The sequence below is a fragment of the Nostoc sp. NZL genome (assembly GCF_015714705.1).
Lineage (GTDB): Bacteria > Cyanobacteriota > Cyanobacteriia > Cyanobacteriales > Nostocaceae > Nostoc > Nostoc foliaceum_A.
In genome coordinates this window covers 23,735-47,397 of the sequence record NZ_WBKL01000133.1, presented here as the reverse complement: position 1 = coordinate 47,397, position 23,663 = coordinate 23,735, and the positions used below count along the sequence as shown (strand labels likewise).

The 23,663-nt window shown below is 42.3% G+C and carries 19 protein-coding genes; 9 read left to right on the top strand and 10 right to left on the bottom strand.

The genetic code is table 11. The features are described 5' to 3' along the window. Positions 1–134: 134 nt before the first annotated feature. Together ribH and psbZ are read right to left on the bottom strand one after the other, a co-directional pair. Positions 135–713, bottom strand: a complete 579-nt coding sequence (ribH, locus tag F8R90_RS19250) for a 6,7-dimethyl-8-ribityllumazine synthase (protein WP_190893873.1) — start codon at positions 711–713, stop codon at positions 135–137. A 189-nt stretch (positions 714–902) separates the two neighbouring features. Then, the gene (psbZ, locus tag F8R90_RS19245; protein WP_185585168.1) at positions 903–1,091 is read right to left on the bottom strand and encodes a photosystem II reaction center protein PsbZ; all 189 of its coding nucleotides are present in this window, start codon (positions 1,089–1,091) and stop codon (positions 903–905) included. A gap of 150 nt (positions 1,092–1,241) precedes the next feature. Between psbZ and F8R90_RS19240 the strand changes: the two genes are divergently transcribed. Continuing rightward, positions 1,242–4,046, top strand: coding sequence for a CBS domain-containing protein (locus tag F8R90_RS19240; RefSeq protein WP_196512007.1), 2,805 nt, complete (start codon positions 1,242–1,244; stop codon positions 4,044–4,046). Positions 4,047–4,058: 12 nt separating this feature from the next. Here F8R90_RS19240 and F8R90_RS19235 read toward each other — a convergent pair whose 3' ends face one another. After that, the gene (locus tag F8R90_RS19235) at positions 4,059–4,718 is read right to left on the bottom strand and encodes a Uma2 family endonuclease (RefSeq protein ID WP_196512006.1); all 660 of its coding nucleotides are present in this window, start codon (positions 4,716–4,718) and stop codon (positions 4,059–4,061) included. Between the two features lie 501 nt (positions 4,719–5,219). On the opposite strand from F8R90_RS19235, the gene abc-f reads away from it, so the two are divergent. The 5 genes from abc-f to F8R90_RS19210 all read left to right on the top strand — a co-directional run bounded on the left by abc-f (position 5,220) and on the right by F8R90_RS19210 (position 10,753). Beyond that, a complete protein-coding gene (gene abc-f / locus F8R90_RS19230) occupies positions 5,220–6,839 on the top strand; it encodes a ribosomal protection-like ABC-F family protein (protein ID WP_196512005.1) in 1,620 nt (539 codons plus the stop codon). Positions 6,840–7,005: 166 nt separating this feature from the next. Further along, positions 7,006–7,332 (top strand): DUF6825 family protein, encoded by a 327-nt coding sequence (locus F8R90_RS19225; protein WP_190893877.1) that lies wholly within the window; start codon positions 7,006–7,008, stop codon positions 7,330–7,332. A gap of 165 nt (positions 7,333–7,497) precedes the next feature. Continuing rightward, complete coding sequence (locus F8R90_RS19220) at positions 7,498–9,183, top strand: ABC1 kinase family protein (protein WP_196512009.1); 1,686 nt, start codon at positions 7,498–7,500, stop codon at positions 9,181–9,183. 18 nt (positions 9,184–9,201) lie between these two features. After that, on the top strand, positions 9,202–9,927 hold the full coding sequence (locus F8R90_RS19215) for a Stp1/IreP family PP2C-type Ser/Thr phosphatase (RefSeq protein ID WP_196512004.1): 726 nt from the start codon (positions 9,202–9,204) through the stop codon (positions 9,925–9,927). A gap of 628 nt (positions 9,928–10,555) precedes the next feature. Further along, the gene (locus F8R90_RS19210; RefSeq protein WP_041565841.1) at positions 10,556–10,753 is read left to right on the top strand and encodes an NblA/ycf18 family protein; all 198 of its coding nucleotides are present in this window, start codon (positions 10,556–10,558) and stop codon (positions 10,751–10,753) included. A gap of 462 nt (positions 10,754–11,215) precedes the next feature. On the opposite strand, the gene F8R90_RS19205 is transcribed toward F8R90_RS19210, so the two are convergent. The 4 genes from F8R90_RS19205 to F8R90_RS19190 form a co-directional block, all read right to left on the bottom strand. Beyond that, a complete protein-coding gene (locus tag F8R90_RS19205) occupies positions 11,216–12,769 on the bottom strand; it encodes a serine/threonine-protein kinase (protein ID WP_196512003.1) in 1,554 nt (517 codons plus the stop codon). 949 nt (positions 12,770–13,718) lie between these two features. Beyond that, entirely contained in the window at positions 13,719–14,732 is a 1,014-nt protein-coding gene (locus F8R90_RS19200) for a glycosyltransferase family 2 protein (RefSeq protein WP_196512002.1), read from the bottom strand. 205 nt (positions 14,733–14,937) lie between these two features. Continuing rightward, positions 14,938–15,384: a hypothetical protein gene (locus F8R90_RS19195; RefSeq protein WP_196512001.1), complete on the bottom strand. Its 447-nt coding sequence runs from the start codon at positions 15,382–15,384 to the stop codon at positions 14,938–14,940. 108 nt (positions 15,385–15,492) lie between these two features. After that, positions 15,493–16,785, bottom strand: coding sequence for an anhydro-N-acetylmuramic acid kinase (locus tag F8R90_RS19190; protein WP_196512000.1), 1,293 nt, complete (start codon positions 16,783–16,785; stop codon positions 15,493–15,495). A 481-nt stretch (positions 16,786–17,266) separates the two neighbouring features. Here F8R90_RS19190 and F8R90_RS19185 point away from each other — a divergent pair, with 481 nt between their 5' ends. The 3 genes from F8R90_RS19185 (at position 17,267) to F8R90_RS19175 (ending at position 21,471) form a co-directional block, all read left to right on the top strand. Further along, complete coding sequence (locus F8R90_RS19185; protein WP_196511999.1) at positions 17,267–18,013, top strand: Npun_F0296 family exosortase-dependent surface protein; 747 nt, start codon at positions 17,267–17,269, stop codon at positions 18,011–18,013. A 391-nt stretch (positions 18,014–18,404) separates the two neighbouring features. Next, on the top strand, positions 18,405–19,820 hold the full coding sequence (locus F8R90_RS19180; protein WP_196511998.1) for a folate/biopterin family MFS transporter: 1,416 nt from the start codon (positions 18,405–18,407) through the stop codon (positions 19,818–19,820). A gap of 127 nt (positions 19,821–19,947) precedes the next feature. Continuing rightward, positions 19,948–21,471 carry a carotenoid oxygenase family protein gene (locus tag F8R90_RS19175; protein WP_196511997.1) on the top strand — a complete coding sequence of 508 codons (1,524 nt, stop codon included), beginning with the start codon at positions 19,948–19,950 and terminating at the stop codon, positions 21,469–21,471. On the opposite strand, the gene F8R90_RS19170 is transcribed toward F8R90_RS19175, so the two are convergent. The 3 genes from F8R90_RS19170 to F8R90_RS19160 all read right to left on the bottom strand — a co-directional run bounded on the left by F8R90_RS19170 (position 21,458) and on the right by F8R90_RS19160 (position 23,581). Continuing rightward, the gene (locus F8R90_RS19170; protein WP_196511996.1) at positions 21,458–22,654 is read right to left on the bottom strand and encodes a universal stress protein; all 1,197 of its coding nucleotides are present in this window, start codon (positions 22,652–22,654) and stop codon (positions 21,458–21,460) included. The two genes, F8R90_RS19175 and F8R90_RS19170, sit on opposite strands and share 14 nt — an antisense overlap. 72 nt (positions 22,655–22,726) lie before the next feature. Next, positions 22,727–23,329, bottom strand: coding sequence for a K(+)-transporting ATPase subunit C (kdpC, locus tag F8R90_RS19165; RefSeq protein ID WP_190893887.1), 603 nt, complete (start codon positions 23,327–23,329; stop codon positions 22,727–22,729). A gap of 72 nt (positions 23,330–23,401) precedes the next feature. Then, the gene (locus tag F8R90_RS19160; protein WP_196511995.1) at positions 23,402–23,581 is read right to left on the bottom strand and encodes a hypothetical protein; all 180 of its coding nucleotides are present in this window, start codon (positions 23,579–23,581) and stop codon (positions 23,402–23,404) included. Between the last annotated feature and the right edge of the window lie 82 nt (positions 23,582–23,663).

Below are 23,663 nucleotides of genomic sequence, written 5' to 3'. Positions count from 1 at the left end.
TTAGTCATTAGTCATTAGTCATTAGTCATTAGTCATTAGTCATTAGTCATTAGTCATTAGTCATTAGTCATTAGTCATTAGTCATTAGTCATTAGTCATTAGTGAATAACAAAGGACAAATGACTAATGACACCCTAGCCTAGTTCTTCTGACTCCGCAGTTAAATTACCTATGCTGGCACTCTGAAAAGAGGCTGGCAAAGACTGGCTATTACGAGAATATGGCTCTGCCAGGTTAGAACGCAGTTGCCGCATCAGGCTTGCCATTTCTAGGGCATTCAGGGCATAATCCCAGCCATGATTACCTTTTATGCCTGCCCGTTCTAAGGCTTGCTGCATAGTGTCTACTGTCAAAATACCAAAAATTACTGGTACTCCAGTTTGAAAGCTAGCGGCAGCGATGCCTTTAGAAACTTCGGCGGATACATAATCAAAATGGGGTGTTTGTCCTCGAATGACTGCACCTAGACAAATTACAGCATCATAACGATGGGAAAGTGCTAGTTGGCGAGCTACTAAAGGTACCTCAAAACTTCCTGGAACCCAAACATAGTCCACCTGATCGCCTTGGGGGTTAGGATCTACACCGTGGCGTTTCAAGCAATCTTGACATCCCTCTAGCAGCTTTCCGGTAACTAGGTCATTGAATCGACCAATCACCACTGCAAACCGCAAAGGCTCCGTTTGGGTAAAAGTTCCCTCGAAAACTGCCATGACTGCCTCTTAATCAACTATACTTCTGGCCAATATACATTTCTTATTAAAATGTAGAGGAGCAGGAAAGCACGGTCAGAAAAAAGAAAATCGGAAAAAATTTCTCCTTTTTTCCTTTGGTTTTTGACCTTGGCTTTTCTGCCCCTCTAGTTCTTATATTATGTGCCTGCGCCAGAGCGAAGCCGTCGCTTACACGACAAAAAAGTTTAACAAACCAACTAAAAACACCAAAGCAATCCAAGCGGCGGAACCAACCCAGAGCAGTTTTTTAGATTCAACCCAATTTTGGGGAGTGGCGTAAGCAACGGGGACGCCAACAACCAGGACAAAAGACAATAGGACTAGACCTATCAAGGCAAATTGGAATATTATGGTCATTTTTGCTTCTCCCAATACAGCGAAATACTAAGGATAGAATATCCTAAAGGGCGACACTGACACTTTCTTATTATTTTTAAGCTAGCAGAAATTGCAACATTTTAGTCATTTGTCCTTTGTCTAAGTACCAATGGCTAATGACTCGTAACTATGGATTTAATTCTTTGCCACACAACAGCAGATTTTGACGCACTAGGAGCTGCGGTAGGGTTAACGCGCCTACTACCGGGAAGTAAGATTGTGCTGACTGGCGGTTCTCACCCTCCTGTACGGGATTTTTTAGCATTGCATCGGGATGAATATCCGCTGATTGAACGCCGTTCGGTGAATCCAGAAAAAATTCGTTCTCTGACTGTGGTGGATACGCAACACCGCGATCGCTTGGGTAAAGCTGCTGAGTGGTTAGATTTACCCCATTTTAAAGAGATTATAATTTATGACCATCACTTAGGACAAGAATCAGATATTCCTGCCACGGAATCATATATTTCCTCAGTAGGAGCCACGACAACTTTGATCGTGGAGCAATTGCAACAGCAGGAAATTTCCTTGACTCCTGCCGAAGCAACTGTGATGGCTTTGGGTATCCATGTTGACACTGGTTCTTTGACTTTTGACCAGTCCACACCACGGGATGCCCTAGCTTTGGCTTGGTTGATGCAACAAGGTGCTAGTTTATCAGTAATTTCCACCTACCGCGACCCCGGATTATCTCCGCAATTACAGCAGCTATTAACTGAGGCACTGGAAAATTTAGAATATCTTTGTCAACACGGATATACGGTTGCTTGGGTAACTCTGAAAACAGATAGTTTTGTGCCGGGGCTATCGAGTCTGGCTTCGGAACTCGTGGAATTAACCGAAATTGATGCCCTACTGTTGGCTAATGAATATCCTTTAAGTGAAAGTGATTCACGCTTAACTGTAATTGGGCGATCGCAAATTCCCAAAACGAATCTTAACCTATTATTCCAACTTCTAGGTGGCGGCGGTCATTCACAAGCCGCATCGCTCAACTTAAGGGGAGTTGATTCACAGGCAATATTAAAACAACTCCTTGATGGGGTAAAAGCGCAAATTCCCCATCCCCCCACTGCTAGGGACTTGATGTCATCTCCTGTTCGCACTATTCTGCCTGAAACCACAATTGCCGAAGCCCAACGCATTTTATTGCGCTATGGACACTCTGGTTTATCTGTAGTCGATACCCAAGGGCAACTAGTAGGTATTATTTCGCGCCGCGATCTTGATGTTGCCCTGCACCACGGATTTAGTCATGCGCCAGTCAAGGGCTATATGACCACAAATCTTAAAACAATTACACCAGATACGACATTGCCACAAATTGAAGCGCTGATGGTGACATACGATATCGGACGCTTACCAGTATTAGAGAATGAGCAGTTAGTTGGTCTGGTCACTCGTACTGATGTTTTGCGGGAATTACATCAGGAAAGGGATGAAGATGAAGGGGGACAAAAATTCAAAATTCAAAATCACGCTCTCTACGAGACGCTGCGCGAACACGGACTCGCTCTAAGCGTTGGCGCAGCCTCTCGTAGAGAAGCCATGCCGAAGGCTTACGCTGCGCTAACAAAATTCAAAATTCCTCTCAGCACTGAGTTGCAAAATCGCCTTGCACCGCAACTGTGGCAATTACTAACTACAGCATCGCAAGAGGCAGAAAAACGGGGTTGGCATCTTTATCTTGTCGGGGGTGCAGTGCGGGATTTGCTATTAGCTGAAGCAGCAACGGGCACTTTGATGATTAAAGATATCGATCTTGTGGTTGATGGCTTTCACAAATCAGCAGATGTTGGTGCTGGTGTAGAACTAGCAAAGGCACTCCAACAACTTTACCCTGCTGCCCGCTTAGAAATCCACGGGGCTTTTCAAACTGCTGCTTTGTTGTGGCATAAAGACCCGGAATTAGATTCTCTATGGGTAGATATTGCCACCGCTAGAACAGAATTTTATCCCTACCCGGCGGCGAATCCAGAAGTTGAGGCTAGTTCTATTCGTCAAGACTTGTATCGGCGAGACTTTACTATTAACGCCCTCGCCTTGCGCCTAACTACTCCCCGTGCTGGTGAATTACTCGATTTCTTTGGTGGATTACTAGATTTACAAGCTAGGCAAATTCGGGTTTTACACCCTAACAGCTTTATCGAAGACCCCACCCGCATTTATCGTGGCGTGCGTTTTGCCGTGCGCTTTGGATTTCAGATAGAACCGCAAACTGAAGAGTTTATCCGCTATGCCATCAACAGTGGCGTTTACGATCGCACTGCTCAAGAGAATAGCAAAACTCCAGCCCTGCAAACTCGACTGAAAACAGAATTAAAACACATCTTAGAAGCCCCCTACTGGAAATCGGCTTTGCAGTTACTTGATAATTTAGGGGCATTGCAATGTATCCATCCTACCCTCAAGCTAGATGCAGAACTCCTGCGACAACTACGTTTGCTAGAACGCTGCTTGCGGCGATTTGATGCTGAACAAACTCTCATCCATTGGGAAATGCGCTTAGAAGCGTTAATCGCCCATTTAGCACCACAATATCGAGCGAAAGTAGCAAAAAATCTGCAACTGCAAGAGGATAGCATTAAACGCTTGCAAAACTTGCCTTCTGTCCAAACTGAGGTGATGGAATCTTTGCCTAAGTGTCAAAGTCCCAGTCAAGTAATGCAGTTGTTGCGACAGTACGATTTACCAATGCTGATTTTAATTGCTTTGCAAAATCCGCGATCGCTTAGACATCAGATTTGGGAATATTTAACTGTTTTGGCTAATGTGCAGCCACTATTGAATGGCAATGATTTAAAGAAACTTGGCTACAAACCAGGGCCTCAGTATCGGCAAATATTAGATGATGTAGTTGCTGCTACTTTGGATGGAGTGATTAAAGATAGGGCGGAAGCTGAAGAGTTTTTAGCACAACACTATCCTAAATGAAATAGCCCTGGTCTAAATTGTATCTGGGTCAATGTTTAACTCACGCAGTTTTGCTGCCAAACGTTCTGCCGTTTCTTCCGGTGTTGGTACTAGTTGCCCATCTCGTGTAAAAAACCGCAATAGACCTTCATAAACTCCCAAATATAACCCTAGTTGCTGACTCCACAAATATCCTTGTTCACTTGCTTGTAGAGGTTGATATTCTCCATCTACTAAATGAAATCCCGCAAATTCTTGTGTGTAAGGGTCGAACCAAAAATAATCCAACGTGCGGAAAGTATCTTGATAAATTTCTTTTTTTAAACCTTTATCTGTATTAGCTGTTGAGTCAGACAAAATTTCTAGAATTACATTCGGATATTTGCCATCTTCTTCCCAAACCACCCAACTTTTGCGGGTTTTGCGTTCAGTTCCTAGCACTACAAAAAAGTCTGGGCCTCGGAAGTATTCTGATTTGCGTTGGCGTGGACTGTAGTAGATAGTCAGATTTCCAACTGCATAGAAATCATTTCTATCTCGCCACAGCCATTCCAAACATGTTAAAAGTAGGATTATTTGCCGTAGATGTAGTTCGCTTTCCAAGGGAGGCTCATCACTATATAAATCACCAGGGGGAAATATAACATCTTGGCAGATGCCTTCTTGATCATCTAATTCTTGAGCTATGGTCATAGAATGGATACGGCATCAAGTAGTTATGGGTTTATTTTAGCATTCTTGTAGTAGGCGATCGCTTAGTTATAGATGCAAAACATGTGTATCAAAATTCCTCCTGAGATTCTACTCTCTGCGTTTTCTGCACCTCTGCGGTGAAAAATTTTATTAACCACAGAGGCGCGGAGGGCACAGAGAAGAAAAGAGCGATCGCTACCCTTCCGAAATACCTTCATGCTACACTGTAGTCAATATCAAACCTCATCATAACTCCAACGAGATAGCTGAAATGAAGTAGTACCAAACACCTGTTGCGCCAAAGCAACAAATGTCAACGAAGAATAAACGCAACTAGTTTGACAGGGTTACTTCACATAGTCATGTACTAAAAATATTGTCATCAATCGTATCTACTTAAACCGCTTGGCAAGTGCTTGCGACTAAGATTTTTTGTGTCTAATCTACCCGTAATTGTTGTAAACATGCGGGTGAGAGTTTGCGAATTGAGGTTTGATAAGAATGCAGAAAAAATCAATATTATTAGCTGAGAATTTAGCCTACGAACTCAGCTTGGGCAGAACTTTGTTTCAAAAAATTCAGGTGAGTATTGAAGCAGGCGATCGCATCGCTTTAGTAGGCCGTAATGGTGTAGGAAAATCAACCCTACTCAAGATACTTGCAGGGCAAATCAGCCCCAGTGATGGTTCGGTTTGGCGTAATGGTATTGTCTACTATTTGCCACAAATTAGCACTATCAGGCAAGAAATGACAGCAGATACAGTACTTAATTTTTTGATTTATATTTCTGATGAATGGTGGAAGATTGAGGATATTTTGCAAACACAATTTAATACAAAACTTGACTTATCTTTACCATTTGCTAACTTGAGTGGCGGAGAACTTACTAAACTGCTTTTGGCGATCGGTTTGGCTCAACAACCAAATTTGTTATTGCTCGATGAGCCAACTAATCACATGGATTTGCAAGCATTAGAAAGCTTAAGACAGTTTCTTTTGAATTTCACAGGTGCGTATGTAATTGTTTCTCATAAGCCTTTTTTCTTAGACCAAGTGACAGATGTAACCTGGGAACTTACACCTGTTGGTTTGAAAGTATATGGAGGCAATTTTTCTCAGTATCGGGAACAAAAAGAAATCGAGTTAGAGGTAGCATTGCGAGCGCACGAAGTCGCTAGAAAGGAACTCAAACGTACCCAAGCCACAGCTATGCAAGAACAGCAACGCGCAGCCCAATCTAGCCACAACGGTCGTGCCAAGTTTCTTAATGGCAGTATTGATAGAATGGCAGCAGGGCTGATTAAAACCAAAGCTGAGGTGTCTACCGGAACTGCGAAAAAGAAACATGAAGCAGCAGTAGCAAAGGCTAATCAAAAAGTTGCAGAGACGAAGGTCAAAACTACGAAAGTAACTAGTATTCAGCTAGAAGAAAAAAATCAAAAGTACAGAAATCTCATTAATATCCAGGGTGCAAATCTTAGGATATCAGAACGGCTATTGATTCAAAATATTCAACTGCATGTATCATCTGGCGATCGCATAGCCATTCTCGGCGCAAACGGTTCTGGTAAATCGAGTCTAGTAAAGGCTATTCTGGGAATGGAAAACCAAACAGCAGTTTTGGACTCAGGTGAGGTTTTGCTAGCACCAACGATGAAAGCTGTATATCTCGATCAAACCTACGAATTGGTAGATCGCCAATACACAGTTTTGGGAAATATGCAAGCTGCTAATCCTAATCTCAGCTATCAGCTTTTGCGTCAACAGTTGGGACACTTCCTCTTTAAATGTTATGACGTTCACAAAAGCGCCTCTGTACTGAGTGGAGGTGAGTTAGCAAGATTAGCGATCGCTATGATCAGTATCTCAGAAATCGATCTGCTGATTCTCGATGAGCCAACTAATAACCTGGATATTGAAACTGTTGAACAAATGATAATAGGTATCAATGACTATCAAGGAGCGCTTTGGGTAATTTCCCACGATTTAGATTTCCTCAGCCGGATTAATATTACTCAAAGTTTCAAATTGAAAGAGCAAGCCTTGCAAATGACCGCCTATTTACCCAGTAGACCAGAGCAATATTATCGAGATTTACTAGAATGTCACGATAATATTTGATCCCAGGTCGGTGTAGCCCTCGTTTGTGTGCCCGTGAACTCCGCGAATTCTATTCGTTAGGGCTGAAGTCGCACATTGCGTCACGTAAATCTCTAACTCCTCAGCAGAAGCCGTAAAGCATACAGGCAAGTTATAATTCTCTTGCGGATCAACGTAACAAAAATTTATGAGTAACCCCCTTGTGCAAGCCTTTTTCGTAGGCAGAGCAGTAGCTGAAGTAGTTAATGAGCGTTTAGAGGTCGCTTTGACCGATGCTTTGAGTGATCTGGGCAAATTTGATGCAGAAGCTAGAGAGCAGTTGCGCCAGTTTACAGAAGAAGTCGTAGAGCGGGCAAATCGGGCAGCAGAAGCAGCTAATGCTGGTCAAGCTACTACAAGTAGTGGAAAAGCTAGTTCTGATTCAGGCGACTTGCAAGCAGATATTGATGAATTGCGAGCAGAAATTGCGCTGTTACGAACAGAATTGCAACATTACCGCAGAACTTCTGCATAAATTTAGTCATTAGTCATTGGTCATTGGTCATGAGTTATTAGACCAAAAATTATCCACAAATGACAAAGGACAAAAAACAAATGGCACTTTATCAAAAACAGTTTAGGAATCAGAGTGTCTTTTCTTCCAAGTGATTCGGTTGCAAACCAACGGTACACACAGCATATGGAACAAGGTTATTCAGATAAGGCATACCGTTGGAATCGGGAAAACTACTCTAGCAGACGGCGTTTTGTGGACATTTGGTCTTTTGTCTTGACCTTATTGTTCAAACTTTGGCTATACAACAAATCTTGGAGTTATCCGGGTGGCGTGACTGAGGCAAAGCAAGCTGCAAGACGCAAAACCCAAGCGGTCTGGATTCGTAATACCCTGCTGGATTTAGGGCCAACCTTTATCAAAGTTGGGCAACTGTTTTCTACCCGTGCTGATATATTCCCTATTGAATATGTAGAAGAATTAGCCAAGTTACAAGACAAAGTACCGGCATTTAGCTATGAGCAAGTAGAAGCGACCATTGAGAAAGAACTAGGCAAGAAAATTCCTGAGCTATTCCATAATTTTGAACCTATTCCCTTAGCTGCTGCTAGCTTGGGGCAAGTACACAAAGCTGTGCTGCATACTGGGGAATCGGTTGTTGTCAAGGTGCAACGTCCTGGACTAAAAAAGTTATTTGAAATAGATTTACAGATTCTCAAGGGAATTACCCGCTATTTTCAAAACCATCCTAAATGGGGAAGGGGGCGAGATTGGTTGGGTATTTATGAAGAGTGTTGTCGCATTCTCTGGGAAGAAATTGATTATCTCAATGAAGGTCGTAACGCTGATACTTTTCGCCGGAACTTTCGCGGCTACGATTGGGTGAACGTCCCAAGAATATACTGGCGTTACGCCACGTCCAGAGTACTGACTTTAGAATATCTCCCTGGAATTAAAATTAGCCAATACGAAGCTTTAGAAGCAGCAGGTTTGGATCGAAAGGCGATCGCTCGTCAAGGCGCTCAAGCTTACTTACTACAGTTGCTCAATAGTGGCTTTTTCCACGCCGATCCTCACCCAGGCAATATTGCCATTAGTGCAAATGGTGCTTTGATATTCTACGATTTCGGTATGATGGGGCGGATTAAGTCCAACGTCCGCGAAGGATTGATGCAAACACTGTTTGGCATTGCCCAAAAAGATGGCGATCGCGTTGTGCAGTCTCTGATCGATTTAGGCGCGATCGCCCCAACGGATGATATGGGCCCAGTGCGGCGTTCCGTCCAGTACATGCTGGATCATTTCATGGATAAGCCTTTTGAAAACCAATCGGTGGCAGCAATCAGTGACGACCTTTATGAAATAGCTTATAATCAGCCATTTAGATTTCCAGCAACCTTCACTTTTGTGATGCGAGCTTTTTCTACCCTGGAGGGGGTAGGCAAAGGTTTAGATCCAGAGTTTAACTTTATGGAAGTTGCCAAACCATATGCAATGCAGCTTATGACCGATATGAATGGTTCTGAGGGAAATAGCTTTATTAACGAATTAAGTCGTCAAGCAGCTCAGGTAAGTAGTACCGCGTTTGGTCTACCACGTAGGTTAGAGGATACCCTAGAAAAGCTAGAACGGGGAGACATGCGCCTGCGTGTTCGGTCTATCGAAACTGAACGCCTGTTGCGGCGGCAGAGCAGTATTCAACTCTCAATAAGTTATGCTCTGTTAATCAGTGGTTTCACACTTTCAGCTACGATCTTAGTGGTTAGTAAGTCTGTATGGTGGGCACTAGTGCCTGGTTTAATTGCAGCAGTGCTTTCAGTGATCCTGATCAGACTACTTTTACGCCTTGACCGTTACGATCGTATGTATTAATTGTTGCAAAAATAATTTATGAAACTTAATTTCACGGGTTTTAGCGATCCGGGACTTATTCGTTCTAATAATCAGGATGCTTACTATATCGACCCAGAGGGGCGGTTTTTCGTTGTTGCCGATGGTATGGGTGGTCATGCGGGAGGTGAGGAAGCAAGTCGCATTGCCACTGGAGAAATTCAGGCATATTTGCTGGCAAATTGGGAATCTTCAAAATCTTCCCAAGAATTGCTAGAGCAAGCTTTGTGGGGTGCGAATGAAGCGATTTTACACGATCAGCAAAATCATCCCGAACGCGCTGACATGGGTACAACGGTTGTAGCGGTAATTTTTCGCTCCCCAGAATCGCCCTGGTGCGCTCATGTTGGCGATTCGCGGCTATATCGCTTCCGAGAGTCACAATTAGAACAGGTAACGGAAGACCACACTTGGGTAGCACGGGCAATCAAAATCGGTGACATCACCTTAGATGAAGCACGATTACATCCTTTTCGTCATGTATTATCGCGCTGTTTGGGGCGTGAAGATTTGCATCAAATTGATGTGCAACCACTAGATGTAAAAACTGGCGATCGCTTGCTGTTATGTAGTGATGGTCTCACAGAAGAACTTGTCGAACAGAAGATTGCTAGCTGCCTCCAAAACACTCCTTGGCTTGATAAAGCCGCCATCTCTCTAGTTGAGGCTGCTAAGGAGCACGGAGGACACGATAACATCACAGTTGTCATCGTCTCACTCGATTAAAAATTCATTGATCATTGGTGATTGGTCAAATCCGGTAGATATACTCAGCAATTTGTTCAGCGTGAGCATTTTTCCTTTTTACAATTTGATACAAATATTTTTAGCCTCCAAAGTGACCTAAGGAGGCTGAATTTAGCATAAATTAGTAAATTGACATCTTGCACTTAATAAGGTAGAGCGACTATAATTCACGCTTATTACCATTCATTCCCCAACCTCCTCAAAATTCCTATCCCTCCAAAGTTTCCTGCATACTTGGGGATGAAACATCTTAGTTTTTCTGTTTAGGAAAAACTATCGAGAGTTAAGGATAACACCTGAGCTTCTCCTCAAAGGAGGTTCTGCAAATCAGGAAGGAGGCAGGGAGGTAGTTATAGCTTATCTGAGGTCAAGGGCAGCCTATTTTCTGGAATATGGCTCAACTTACTTGGGTGGTATATCAGTAGGCTTAGGTGCAAGATGTCAGAGCAGAAAAAGTCCACACTTAGGATGTGGGCAATCTGTCAAACACTTGTTATCTTTCTTAATACGGAGGAACAAATGTTGGACAGTTACAAGTCCAATTCTTATCCCATTTGGACTTCTGTGACCCATATCACCTTTACGCGTTGTTTTTTCGGAGTTAATTATGAACCAACCAATGAAACTATCCTTGGAACAGCAATTCAGCATCTGCTCATTTGCTACTCAGGTGCAAAATATGAGCCATGATCAAGCTAAAGACTTTTTGGTAAAGCTCTATGAGCAAATGGTCGTGCGCGAGGCAACTTATCAAGAGCTTCTTAAGCACCAGTGGGGCTTAGATTCCGGTTCCACTATGGCATAGAGTCGTTCTACTGTCGCAGTGGGCGACCTCCTTCTCTTGCTTGGTTCCAAGGAGGAAAAGAGCTGGGGATGTCGGGGCGTCAACTTCGATAACCAAATTGTGCAATGGTTGGGCAAAAATTCAATTCAAAAAACCAACAACTAAAACTTTTGACGATAGATCTGCTAGAGTCTAGACTTACTTGAATTCTGTAGGACAAATTTACTGTTTACTTTAGCCAGACTTGCTTTTCGTTCGTCTAGTGTGAGAATTAACCTGCGTAAATTTTCAATTTCCCAGAATATGTACATAGGAAGATTGAAAGAGAATTTAGATAGCCATGATTTGGCAGCTAGTGTTTTCACTCTTTATACATATAACTAGAACTTACATCTTTATATATATTTTGTTTATAAAAGTTTACATTCTTTGAGCGATCGCCCCTTAGTTACATCTAAAACATGTAATATTAAGAAATTATTCTTAGCTGGAAAGATCGTATGGAGAATCTGTATCAATACTTTCCAGTTTTGCGAGAATTTGAGGCTTAATCTTTTCGTACTCGCTTTTGAGTAAGCTTTTACTAATTTGCGGATCGGCAGAGGATATCAATGTGTTGCTCATTGCGACCCACTCTTGCAGTCGTTGACGCTGGGCAGAAGCGACGCTGGAAAGTGAGATATGGGTACAGCAATTTGGTGTTTCTCGGGCAAAGAATAAAAGGCGGTAGCAACCTGTGTGCTGTAGTAACCGGGCAATTTCTTGACCAAGACTGGTTTTGAGATCAAGGTAGTAAGGTAACCATTTAGCACCATGTTTGCGGTTGTAGATGACAGTAATCCATAGCAGCATAGGATGGGGAATAGAGATGAAAAGAAATTGGTTATAGCGGGTACAGAGTAAGCGCTTTTGAATTTCCTCTTGCGGTAGCATTACCCACAGAGCTGGGAAAAGCTCCCCATTACTATTAATGGGCTGGGGAAACACAATATCGGCAACTGGTTTATTTTGGGGCCAGGAAATGGCACGAGCGATTTCATCGTTTGACCAGGATGCCCGCAAATCGGCTTTTGTCTTTTGTTCAAGCTCAGTACTCGCTGTAGTAGTAGGAACTAGGGCATGGCTGTCTTGCTTAATTTTGCCTGGATGCTCAGGCTTTTCTAGAGATGCTAAAACTCTGAGAATTTCAGTGATGCTTTGGGGGCGATCACGTGCTACTTTAGCTAGACAACTCATCACCAAATTTTCGATTTCTTTGGGTAGTTCTAATCCGGGCGCAACCTCAGCAAAAGAACGTGGTTTTTGATAGTGATGTGTTTTATACCATGCTCCAAAAGAGTGAGTTGGTGCCACCAATGGCATTTTGCCTGTGAGCATCTCAAACATCATGACACCCAAACTATAAATATCAGCACGGTTGTCTAATTCTTTACCCTCCATCTGTTCGGGAGAAGAATAAGCCAATGTCCCCAAATAGAATTTTGTATGGTCGCCATCTGACTGTAATAACTTAGCAATACCAAAATCTAGAACCTTGACCAATTCTCCGAAACTGGGGTCTTGAATCACCAGCATATTACTTGGCTTGACATCACGATGGATAATTGGGCAAATATTACCCTCAACTGGGATGCCATCATGAGCGCACTGTAACCCCAGGCTGAGTTGACGCGCCATACTCAGGAATCTTGGTAAAGGCAGTCGTTGCTTACGAATAATATTGTTCAGGCTTTGTCCTTGTAGGTATTCCATGACGTAGAACGGGGTGTTATTGTCATCTACGCCATAGTCCATGACTCGGACAATGTGGATGCTTTTTTGCCCTAGTAAAGCACAGGTTTTTGCTTCTCGCTCAAAGCGGTCTTGCAATCGCATCTTTTCATTTTGGATTGATAGAGCGAGAAACTTAACCGCAACAGGTACACCTCCCAACAAAGTATCTTTAGCACGATAAACTCGACCCATTGCTCCAGTACCGATTAACTCCTGGAGTTGGTAGCGTTTGCTGAGTAAGCGACCAATATTGGGGTCTGACATAGAGAATTTGAATCCAAAAGCAGGTTGTAAATGTTTGGGAGATAAAGGTGCATTCAAACTGATATCTGAATTATTGCGCCCAGAAATGATTTTCTAGGCTCGTACCGCAAGGCACAAATAGAAGATAAAAGCTAAAAAGCTTAGAGGCTAGGCTTTTTGGCGATTTACAATCGTTGGTATATTTACGCAGTGCTGTACTGGCTTTTTTCAGTCCTCTTTTAGAAGATTGAAACCATTCTCTGGCAGTTTGCAACCGAGACGGTGAAAAGAACTGATGCAACATGTCAGATCAAACAAGCAGAACGGGTAGATTTATAATGACGCTTTGTACCATTTTGCTACTTTCATTGTGGTGTAATTTTAGTTTGCCCAATTTTGACTAAATAGATAACTCTAGGATGTGCCAAAAACCTTAATTAGGTAGCATCACACTCACCACAGAGTTCTAAGAGCTGTGTAATGAGTGCGGAGTTTTAAATATCAATAAAGCCTGAGGAGGCGACATGAAGCCGTGCTGGGCAGATTTTTTAAGCTCCAACCCCTTATGCCTCGTAAATAATGCTTTAGCTTATTAGGATTTTTGACTGTTATTTTAACGTGAATTCGACGGCTCATATAGTATCCGTCTAATTAGCCCAATAAAAAGACCTCTAAAAAAGAAGTTTTACTACCCAAAACAGTCCCTCTTCGAGTGGCAGAGGGACAGATTTGAACTTAAGTTCAAGGTAAGGAAAGGTTCGTCAAACTCAGGTTATGTTAGTGAGCAATGACCCATAACTAAAGTTTTGCTTAATTAGTACTTTGCTCCTACCTCCAGCAAAGCTATTCTCTGCGTTTATTTTGTAAGTAGGGATAATTAAAAATACTTATTGCCTGACCAGATTTTTAACCTCCAGGCTGATTCTGACTACGGAAGGATGGATTATTTCTTGAGGGAACTGTGATAGTACTAATTGTTACTTTTTCGCTCCCTCTGTATATTATAAGAAATGTCAAAAACTGATTTATTACCCATTACATAATATTGAATTCGACGTTCTATAATATTGGACAATCGGGAAATAAAATCATAAAAGAAGTACGGGTTTTTACCCATTTCTGTCAATGCTGTTACCCATTTTCCTTCCTTTAGAGGCTCTACAACTTGAAGGTAAGCTAAATCTTTTTTGTAGACTGAATTATTATAAGACAGAGCACGCATTAAAGCTGGATTTTTTTTCACAACTTCTTGTTGCATGAAAGAACTACTAGCATTCAAGTATTGATTTAGACGTGACAATTGGCTTTTATGTACAAGAGAACCGGGGCGTGAACGGTAGAAATAATAGGGTTTTGGCTCAAGGAAAAAGCGAGCTCCTTTGATTAAGCATTTCATATCAATCCAAAAATCTTGGCCCATCCTGATGGCATCATCGTACTCTATGCCGTGCTTAACCAGAAATTCTCGTTTGAATAGAGGCTTGCTTATACCAAGATGCAACCCTGGTTGTCCATAGACATCAGTTTCTACAAAATAAACGATATCAATTTGGAGAATTTTATCTATATGTTTCTCACTTTCTTGAATCAATGTGCTCCAAGGAGATGTTTCGCCATCCTTTATTAAATAAAGATCGTCAGCAATCATGTCTGCATCTCTTTCATGTGCCAGTGACACAAGCTTTTCTAATCTTTCAGGAGCATACCAATCATCTGAATCAAGCACAGCAATCCATTCCCCTTGGGCTGCTCTTAAGGCACAATTACGCGCAGCAGCAGCCCCAAGGTTTTGTTGATTAACTATTACTTTGAGACGTGGATCAGTAAAACTTTTAGCGACTTCTACAGTTTTATCACTTGAAGCATCATCGACTATGATAACTTCAATATCTGTAAGCGTTTGCTCTAAGACTGACTCTATTGCCTTCGCAATATAAACTTCAGTATTGTAAGCAGGGATAATGACAGATACTTTAGGATTCATGAAACTGGACTCCAGACTACACGGTTCGGTAAAAATACTAAAAGTCTGACAATAATTTGATAATTTCTTTTTTAGTATACAACTCAGTAGGTAAGTGAGAATAAATGATCACTCATTAAGTTCAGGCATGAGACATTGGACGTTAGGAAACCAGTGCGTTGTCAGAGTTGTTTGACCGGAAGAAACACAGCCGGCCGCGCTGTCTTTAGGTTGACTGACGTTCTAGGCTAGCTTCCATTGTGTTAGTTAAAAAATGACCAGCCAAGATGCCACTACTGAGGTAGTATGTATCTTCCGAAATCCGGTGCAGGGTTTCAAAGCCACTACGACGCTGACGATCGCCTATTACCCAGTAACGTTGCACAATAGTATCTAAACCAATCCAGCCTTCACCTTCAACTTGCCCCAAAATATTATGTTGCAGTAAAAAAGTATACTGGCGCTCTCCTTCATGCAGCCGCCCCTTGTATTGCAGAGAGATTTCTGAGCGATCGCTACCTGGGAATATCAGCTTTGTAGCCATAGTGAACCAGTTATTTCGATTCCAAGCTACCAAGGTCATACCCTTGACGCTGATTGGCATACCATTTCGTTCTAGCCAATTTCCTTGCATTGCCCAGCGTCCTGGTTCCAATAAAAAAGTATGAGCCACCTTCTATATTCCCTGTCTTGATCGAGTGCCGCCAAGACTACAGTTATAGCAGTGCCGAGTCGTGAGTGCTGAGTTAAGAGTTAGGAGTGAAGAGTTAGGAGTGAAGAGTTAGGAGTTAGGAATTCTTCCCTTACTCTCCCACTCCCTACTCAGTACTGAGTCCTGACCTTGGTGAATTTCTCCCAAAAGCACTTCTTGAGGTGCCCCTGTAGCAGTAGGTAGGTTGCCAGGAATACCCAAATGTCGCCAGTAGGCTAAAACTGCAAAGGCGATCGCTTCTTTAAAATCTGCACTCAAACCGACTTCATCTGTAGTCGAAACTGGTATTGATGCCAACAACAACTGTAATCTTTGTTTCAAATAGAGATTGCGACTACCACCGCCACATAATAGTACCCGCTGTGGCATTTCCGGCAAAAAAGTGCGGTAACTATGAACAATTGAAGCTGCTGTAAGTTCTGTGAGAGTTGCCAGTATGTCGGCAGCATTGAGTTGGTATGCTTGGGCATCTTTTAAACACTGATGTATGTAAGTCACACCAAATAACTCTCGACCTGTAGATTTGGGTGGCGATAGATGAAAATAGTTTTGGTTAAGCCATTGTTCTACCAATGGATGACAAGGAGTACCACTCGCTGCCCAATTGCCATCTTCATCGTAAGTTTTAGTACCAGCGCTTAAATGCTCTACCGCCAGATCCAATAGACTATTTCCTGGGCCAGTATCCCAAGCACGAATTTTTGAGAGCCAGTTGCCATAACGAGGCGGAATATAAGCGACATTACCAATACCACCAATGTTTTGAATACAACGGCCCTCTTGAGGGTGACTGAGTAAATAGGCATCTACTCTCGGCACGAGAGGCGCACCATGACCACCAATAGCGATATCAGCAACGCGGAAGTTGCTCACAGTTGTAATGCCCGTAAGATGGGCAATTAATTCACCGCGCCCTAATTGCAGACTGTAACCTAGTGGGGAGTGGGCAGAGACGCGATTAATCTCGTCTGTACTAGGAAGTGGGGAGTCAGGAGTAGTTTTTTTCCCTATTCCCCTATCCGCAGGTGGTCGATGATAAACCGTCTGACCATGAGAGCCAATGATAGTAGCTGGCTGATGACCAATTTGAATATTTTGGGCTGCTTGGGCAAAGACTTGAGCGATCGCATCATCTATTTCTGCCAATTCTGGCATTGAGATGGCAACGCCTGCACCAATTGCCAGTATTTTTTCTCTAAGTCCGGCTGGATAGGGATACGTTTCCCCGGTGAGCAACTCAATTTTGAGATCCAATTCTGTACCGGAAATCTCTACCAACGCAGCGTCTATGCCATCTACGGATGTGCCACTAATTAAACCGATAACGCGAGTAGGGACAGCAGCTTCTTCAGTCGGATGCATTGACAAAGATTCTTTTGTTGATTGCAAGAGGTAGTTTAATTCATGTTACTACCCATGTCAAAAAAACTCAGGTGGCATAGTTGAGTGGAGAAAGATGATGTAGGTAGAGCAAGGGAAGAATCTCAAAACCAATAACAATCACCACGAATCTATTTCTATTTATCAGGCAAGCAGGGTTATCTGTTAACTTTATTAATCCTTAATAAGGACAATATCCAAAGATACAAATTCTTGATATATGGTCAAGCTTTGCAACTTTTTTATCTCCAGATAAAGAACAAATACTCCATCCACTTTTTCGAGAAGTAAAAATACTTATTTAGCATCGAGAAGAGAGCCAAATATTTACCCAATATATGGATTTATTGGCAAAGACAAATCCAGTAATTTCATCCTGTTGTTTCTCCTGCAAGCCATTACATAATGAATTCAAGCCGCACAACGAATTTATCAACAAATAAAAATACAGAATCTCAAAATTATGTCTCTTAAAAAAATTGCTTGCATCGCTGCTCTATCTTTATCTGCAATCTGCTCATTAATATATGCAGGTTCTGCCCAGGCTATTTCCTTCCAGGTGACTACAGGGATTGCAGGCCCCAATGGAGAAACGAACCAAGGTGCTTTTTCTGAGTTTACTCAGCTTCCCGGTACGACAACTGTTGACTTCAATAATGGTCAAGCACCAACCACTGGTTTTGCTAAGTACTCATTTGAAACTGGTCAAAACAGCAGTGTAAGGTCAGATGTATGGGCACCTGCCGGAGCAAACGGTGAGGTCAATGATGGTAAGTATTTGGCAGTTTTCAATGGTGATAAAGTCACAATTAATCTTGAAAGTTCCCTCAATTATTTTGGTATTGACTGGGGAGCTATCAGTGCCAGTAACATTTTTTCATTCTACAATGGCGATACTCTGATCAAATCATTTACAACTGAGGATGTGAACCCAGTTGCTCCAGTTCATGCATCACAGCATGGTGGTGAAGGAAATGGCTTCCTTCACTTCTACTCAGATAGTAGCAACGATATTTTCAACAAAATTGTCATTACCCAAGCTGGTGGTGGTGGATTTGAAAGCGATAACCATTCTTTCCATCTAGGAACTGACAGATTTACAGGTTTTGACCCTAAAGCTGTTCCTGAGCCTAGTATTACCTTAGGTATGCTGGCTGTAGGTGGTATGTTTCTACGCAAGCGCAAGAACAAGAAGTTGCAAAGTGTCTAGATAAACTCATTAAATATATCAATCCTAGGTCAGTAAGATTTTCCTGATTTTCTCTACACATACTCCCAGACTGTACAAGGATTTCAGAATTTCCGATGACAATTCAATATTAAAGACAAATTAGGGAGAGCTTACTTAGGTAAGCTCTCCCTAATCTTTTTGCGATTTATGATCGCCCTTCTCCTACGGTCAACACAACGCATAGCAAGCTTTCAAAGTCAGAGTACATCCAAGGCAGCTTAAGGGCAGTCTTGCTAGAAGAAAGAAAAGTGGTTAAAAAAACCTTAAATAATACTCACAGAAGAAATAAAAGGAAAAAGCTTACAGAAAACCCATTTCCTCAGAATCGATATGATAGAAAAGTAGATAAAACTTAAAAAATATTTATCGAATGGTGCTTCAATCATCTGGCTTGTCCAAGGTCAAAGACTCATTAACACAAAAAATCTTCTTGGGTAATGAACCCAATGCGGAGTTAATTGCAATTCTCACCGTTTATTTTGTCCAAGGAATTTTAGGGCTATCGCGTCTAGCCGTAAGTTTTTTCCTCAAAGATGAACTACTGCTGAGTCCAGTCCAGGTATCGGCACTATTGGGAATTGTCTTCCTACCTTGGATGATTAAGCCGGTGTTTGGTTTTATCTCTGATGGCCTGCCTATATTTGGCTATCGTAGGCGTCCTTACTTGATTTTATCCGGGATACTGGGAACTGCTTCTTGGGCGAGTCTGGCCACAATAGTTCATACTAGCTGGGCAGCTACCTTAGCGATCGCTCTTGGTTCTCTCTCCGTCGCCATGAGTGATGTGATAGTTGACTCGCTAGTTGTGGAACGGGCTAGAGGTGAATCGCAAGCAAAAGCCGGTTCATTACAATCTCTGTGTTGGGGTGCTTCTGCGATCGGAGGTTTAATAACAGCATACTTTAGCGGTCTGCTACTCCAATACTTTACTACCCGTACTGTCTTTGGAATTACCGCCTTATTTCCTCTCATAGTCTCAGGGGTAGCTTGGTTAATTGCTGAGTCCCCTGTTAGCAAAGATGCTCAAGATATTAATCAGGCCAACTCTTTACCAATCAAACATCAACTGGGGCAGCTACGCCAAGCCATTAGCCAAAAAAGAATTTGGCTACCAACGGCGTTTATCTTCATCTGGCAAGCTACCCCAAATGCTGACTCAGCCTTTTTCTACTTCGCTACTAACGAACTCCACTTTGAACCAGAATTTTTGGGGCGAGTACACTTGGTGACAAGTTTCGCTTCTCTAGCAGGTGTTTGGATTTTTCAACGTTTCCTCAAAAGCATCCCTTTTCGCGTGATTTTTGCTTGGAGTACCGTCCTTTCGTCAATTTTGGGGATGACGATGCTGTTGTTAGTGACTCACACAAATAGGCTGCTGGGTATAGATGACCACTGGTTTAGTTTGGGTGACAGCCTGATTCTCACTGTGATGGGGAAAATTGCCTTTATGCAAGTGATGGTTCTAGCAGCAAGGCTTTGTCCTTCTGGTGTGGAAGCGACATTATTTGCCTTGTTAATGTCGGTGTTTAATTCAGCAGCAACAGTTTCCCATGCATTTGGGGCATTAATCACCTATTGGCTAGGTATCACTGCAACGAACTTTGAGTCATTTTGGCTATTGGTGGTAATTACTAACCTCAGCACGCTGTTACCCCTACCATTTATCAACTGGCTACCTGCTGCTGAAGAACAAACTGATACATCCAAAGATGGGGAACAAGCATTTTTGCCAGATTTGATGTCTGAGTTGGTACTGAGAGAACCAGAGTCGGAAATAGTGGAATAGTGTAATAAATCTTATGCTAAGTCGAGGCAGTGCGCTGCCTTGGCAGCGTAGTAAATAGGGTAGTAAAGTTGCAAAAAATATTTTTAGCGGCTACATATTTTCGTCCAAGATAACAAAAACAAAGTATATGCATTTGAAAATTCAAGAAAGCCTAGTTTCAGAAAAATCTTACACTCGTACAGACTGGCAAAAAGGATATCAATCTCTCACCCAAGAGTTTGATTATTGGATTGATGATATAGAAGGACAAATTCCCAGAGAGTTACAAGGTACGCTGTTTAGAAATGGCCCAGGTTTGCTGGATGTGAATGGGCAACCTCTTCATCACCCGTTTGATGGAGATGGGATGATTAGCAGAATTACCTTTACCAATGGTCGTGCCCATTTTCGCAACCGCTTTGTCCGCACAACTGGCTATTTGGCAGAACAAAAGGCGAAAAAAATCCTCTATCGCGGTACTTTTGGTACTCAAAAACGTGGCGGTTGGCTAGCTAATATCTTTGATTTCAAACTCAAAAATATCGCCAATACAAATGTTATCTATTGGGGTGGGAAACTGCTTGCGCTGTGGGAAGCGGCTGAAGCATATCGCCTTGATCCTTATACTCTTGAAACCTTGGGCAATGAATATTTTAATGATGCTTTGGCAGTAGGTGAAGCTTTTGCTGCACATCCCCGCGTGGAAAAGAATTGTGACCAAGATGGGGGCGCACCTTGCCTGGTAAATTTCTCAATTAAGCCGGGATTATCTACCACAATTACTATTTTTGAGCTAAACCCAGCGGGTGAAATTATCAGACAGCACGCTCATAAGGTTCCAGGTTTCTGTTTTATTCACGATTTTGTCATTACTCCCAATTACTGCATCTTCTTTCAAAATCCTGTCACCTTCAATCCCATACCTTTTGCCTTGGGAATCCGTGCGGCGGGAGAATGTATAAAATTTCAGCCAAATCAGCCAACTCAAATTCTAATTATTCCCCGCTTCCCCAAAGAAGGGCAAGAAGAGATAAAATTTCTGGAAACTCAGTCTGGTTTCGTCTTTCATCACGTCAATGCTTTTGAGGTAGGAGAGGAAGTTTTGATTGACTCCATTTGCTATCAATCTTTACCAGAAGTAGAACCCAAAAGCGATTTTCGACAAGTTGATTTTGAGGCGAATTCACCTGGACAACTCTGGCGATTTTGTTTGAATCTAAAGGATGGGACAGTCCGGCGAGAATTAATTGATAGCCGCTGTTGTGAATTTCCCAGCATACATCCGGCGAATGTAGGACGCCCTTATCGATATCTATATATAGGTGCGGCTCATGTAGAGACTGGTAATGCTCCCTTACAAGCATTGCTGAAAATTGATTTAGAGTCTGGAGAAAGACAATTTTGGAGTGCTGCACCCCGTGGTTTTGTCGGTGAACCGATTTTTGTGCCGCGCCCAGGTTCGAAAAAGGAAGATGATGGTTGGGTATTAGCTCTGATTTATGATGCTGCTCATCATCGGTCAGATGTGATAATTTTGGATGCCAATGATTTCTCTAAAGGAACGATGTCTGACGACAAGTCGCTTCGCGCCTACGCGCGGCTACATCTGAAGCATCATATCCCTTATGGTCTGCATGGAAGCTTTACTTCTGAGATTTTTATGGAAACTTGATCTCTTGTTTAGCTGAAACCATTTTTTCGCTGGCAATGATGTGCAAATCAATATTTTTGAGCAAGCGCACCAATTTTTGCGTCAAAGATCCTTTGAGGAGCATTTGCCAGCGCGATCGCTGACTCTCTCCAATTACAATTTGGGTAATCCGATATTTCTCGGCAACTTCTGCGATCGCATTGGCGATGTTACTGTTGGTAACACGAATAAAAGTACCTTCAAATTCCTTACAGAGTTTCTCACAAGTGTGGATGTGTAAGCTTTCCTCCTTGGTGAGGAAGCGTTCTGGGTCGGCAACGAACAAGGTATAAAGTGGGGCGTTCATATAGTTGGCCAGCCTCGCACCCCGGCGTAAAAGTTGCACTGAGTTGGGGTAAGTGGATACACATACCAAAACTCGCTCATGAATATTACAAAATTGCCCATTGGGAGTAGAGGCGTTCGCAAAGCGTGCGCGAAGCGCAATTGCATTTTCTTCCACGTTGTCTGCTACTTCCCGCAAAGCCAATTCCCGTAAAGCAATCAGGTTACGGCGTTGGAAAAAATTATCAAGGGATTGTTGGATTTTTTGCGGTGCGTAAATCTTGCCTTCTAATAACCGTTCTTGCAAGGTTTCTGGTGTAACATCTACCACCACTATTTCATCTGCTTCATCCATAACCCTGTCAGGAACTCGCTCACGGACTACTACCCCAGTAATTCTGGCTACTAGATCATTGAGACTTTCCAAATGTTGCACATTCATTGTGGAGTAGACATCAATACCTGCTGCTAAAACTACTTCTACATCTTCGTAGCGTTTTTCACGTGGGGAACCAGGGACATTAGTATGAGCAAGTTCATCGATTAAGGCTAATTGGGGCGATCGCTTTAAAATAGCATCTGTATCCATATCCGTTAGCGTCAATTCACCCCGAGGATATTGTTTGCGGGGTATAATCTCCAGTCCCTCTGCCTTTTCAGCTGTCTCCTTGCGTCCGTGGGTTTCCAAAAGCCCAACGGCGACATCAATTCCTTCCTGTTTAAGCGCGTGTCCCTCTTCCAGCATCCGATAGGTTTTGCCTACCCCAGGAGCCATGCCAATAAATATCTTATGCTTCCCCCGCCGTCGTGCCGGATAAAGTGAGTAACTTGCAGAATTTAAAGAAGTGCCAACCGAACCAGCATTACTATTATCTGACATTTCATTCTTTTTACCTGTATAGCAATTCTATTTCATGGAAAAACGGCTCTTTAGCAATGGCCAATGCCAAGTTTATTGATTTTGCTGACGATTAATATCTTGCAAGTCAAGAGCATAATTCAATCGCAGAACATTCACTCCCGGCTCGCCAAAAATCCATAAAAATCTGCCATCAGTATATTTATTAATTAAACGTAGGATCTCATCTTCTTTGACTCCACGCGCACCAGCAACTCGCGCCAATTGCTGCCGTGCCGCTTTGAAGGAAATATGCGGGTCTAAACCTGAAGCAGAAGTATAAATTATATCAGCGATCGGTTGAAGATTTTCGTCTCGCAACTGATTTGCCTGTTCTAGAATTCGCGTCAGTAGTTCTGGATTGCTTGCAGCGAGATTGCTGGCTCCAGATATGCCAGTTGGCTTGGCTTTTTTGCCTTGGCTATATCTAACAGTACTGGGACGAGGATGGAAATATCCCTCAGATGTGAACACCTGACCAATCAAAGCCGAACCAATTGGTTCATTATTTAGATTCAGCATAATGCTGCCATTAGCTTGATAGGGCAAAAACACTTGACCTACTACAAGGATTATCAGAGGATAAATGATTGCAGTCAACAACCAAAGCATTAGAGTTATGAAAATTGCTCTGATGGTTTCTCGAATAATAGTCATAAAAAGTTTTCCAATTGCTATTCAAATTTAATTTTTAAGTTTTAATTTTAATTATTTTACCCAAGTAAAACATCATTCAAAGATGCTGTCAGCAACAGCATAAACAACTGGGGTAATTATCACATTCAAGCACAGCAGGATAAAAATAGCGAGTGTTAGGTGTTGTTTCCGCCATTGTGGCCAAACAAAGGATATCGACTGCATCAAATTTATCGGCAGAAACTTTTCCCAAATATTAACCTGTTTATTCATATTCTTCTTGTTCCCTTTCTGAACAGGTAAAAGTAAAGCTAAAAAAGCTAAAAATGTTTATTATTTTACTTTTATCAAGATG

Bases quoted from the DNA above. Each gene is read 5' to 3' on its own strand.
- F8R90_RS19185 (WP_196511999.1), top strand. From the start codon at position 17,267: ATGTCTCTTAAAAAAATTGCTTGCATCGCTGCTCTATCTTTATCTGCA.
- F8R90_RS19190 (WP_196512000.1), bottom strand. From the start codon at position 16,785: ATGCATCCGACTGAAGAAGCTGCTGTCCCTACTCGCGTTATCGGTTTA.
- F8R90_RS19180 (WP_196511998.1), top strand. From the start codon at position 18,405: ATGGTGCTTCAATCATCTGGCTTGTCCAAGGTCAAAGACTCATTAACA.
- F8R90_RS19170 (WP_196511996.1), bottom strand. From the start codon at position 22,654: ATGTCAGATAATAGTAATGCTGGTTCGGTTGGCACTTCTTTAAATTCT.
- F8R90_RS19235 (WP_196512006.1), bottom strand. From the start codon at position 4,718: ATGACCATAGCTCAAGAATTAGATGATCAAGAAGGCATCTGCCAAGAT.
- F8R90_RS19240 (WP_196512007.1), top strand. From the start codon at position 1,242: ATGGATTTAATTCTTTGCCACACAACAGCAGATTTTGACGCACTAGGA.
- F8R90_RS19210 (WP_041565841.1), top strand. From the start codon at position 10,556: ATGAACCAACCAATGAAACTATCCTTGGAACAGCAATTCAGCATCTGC.
- F8R90_RS19225 (WP_190893877.1), top strand. From the start codon at position 7,006: ATGAGTAACCCCCTTGTGCAAGCCTTTTTCGTAGGCAGAGCAGTAGCT.
- abc-f (WP_196512005.1), top strand. From the start codon at position 5,220: ATGCAGAAAAAATCAATATTATTAGCTGAGAATTTAGCCTACGAACTC.
- F8R90_RS19175 (WP_196511997.1), top strand. From the start codon at position 19,948: ATGCATTTGAAAATTCAAGAAAGCCTAGTTTCAGAAAAATCTTACACT.
- psbZ (WP_185585168.1), bottom strand. From the start codon at position 1,091: ATGACCATAATATTCCAATTTGCCTTGATAGGTCTAGTCCTATTGTCT.
- F8R90_RS19205 (WP_196512003.1), bottom strand. From the start codon at position 12,769: ATGTCAGACCCCAATATTGGTCGCTTACTCAGCAAACGCTACCAACTC.
- F8R90_RS19220 (WP_196512009.1), top strand. From the start codon at position 7,498: ATGGAACAAGGTTATTCAGATAAGGCATACCGTTGGAATCGGGAAAAC.
- F8R90_RS19200 (WP_196512002.1), bottom strand. From the start codon at position 14,732: ATGAATCCTAAAGTATCTGTCATTATCCCTGCTTACAATACTGAAGTT.
- F8R90_RS19160 (WP_196511995.1), bottom strand. From the start codon at position 23,581: ATGAATAAACAGGTTAATATTTGGGAAAAGTTTCTGCCGATAAATTTG.
- F8R90_RS19215 (WP_196512004.1), top strand. From the start codon at position 9,202: ATGAAACTTAATTTCACGGGTTTTAGCGATCCGGGACTTATTCGTTCT.
- ribH (WP_190893873.1), bottom strand. From the start codon at position 713: ATGGCAGTTTTCGAGGGAACTTTTACCCAAACGGAGCCTTTGCGGTTT.
- kdpC (WP_190893887.1), bottom strand. From the start codon at position 23,329: ATGACTATTATTCGAGAAACCATCAGAGCAATTTTCATAACTCTAATG.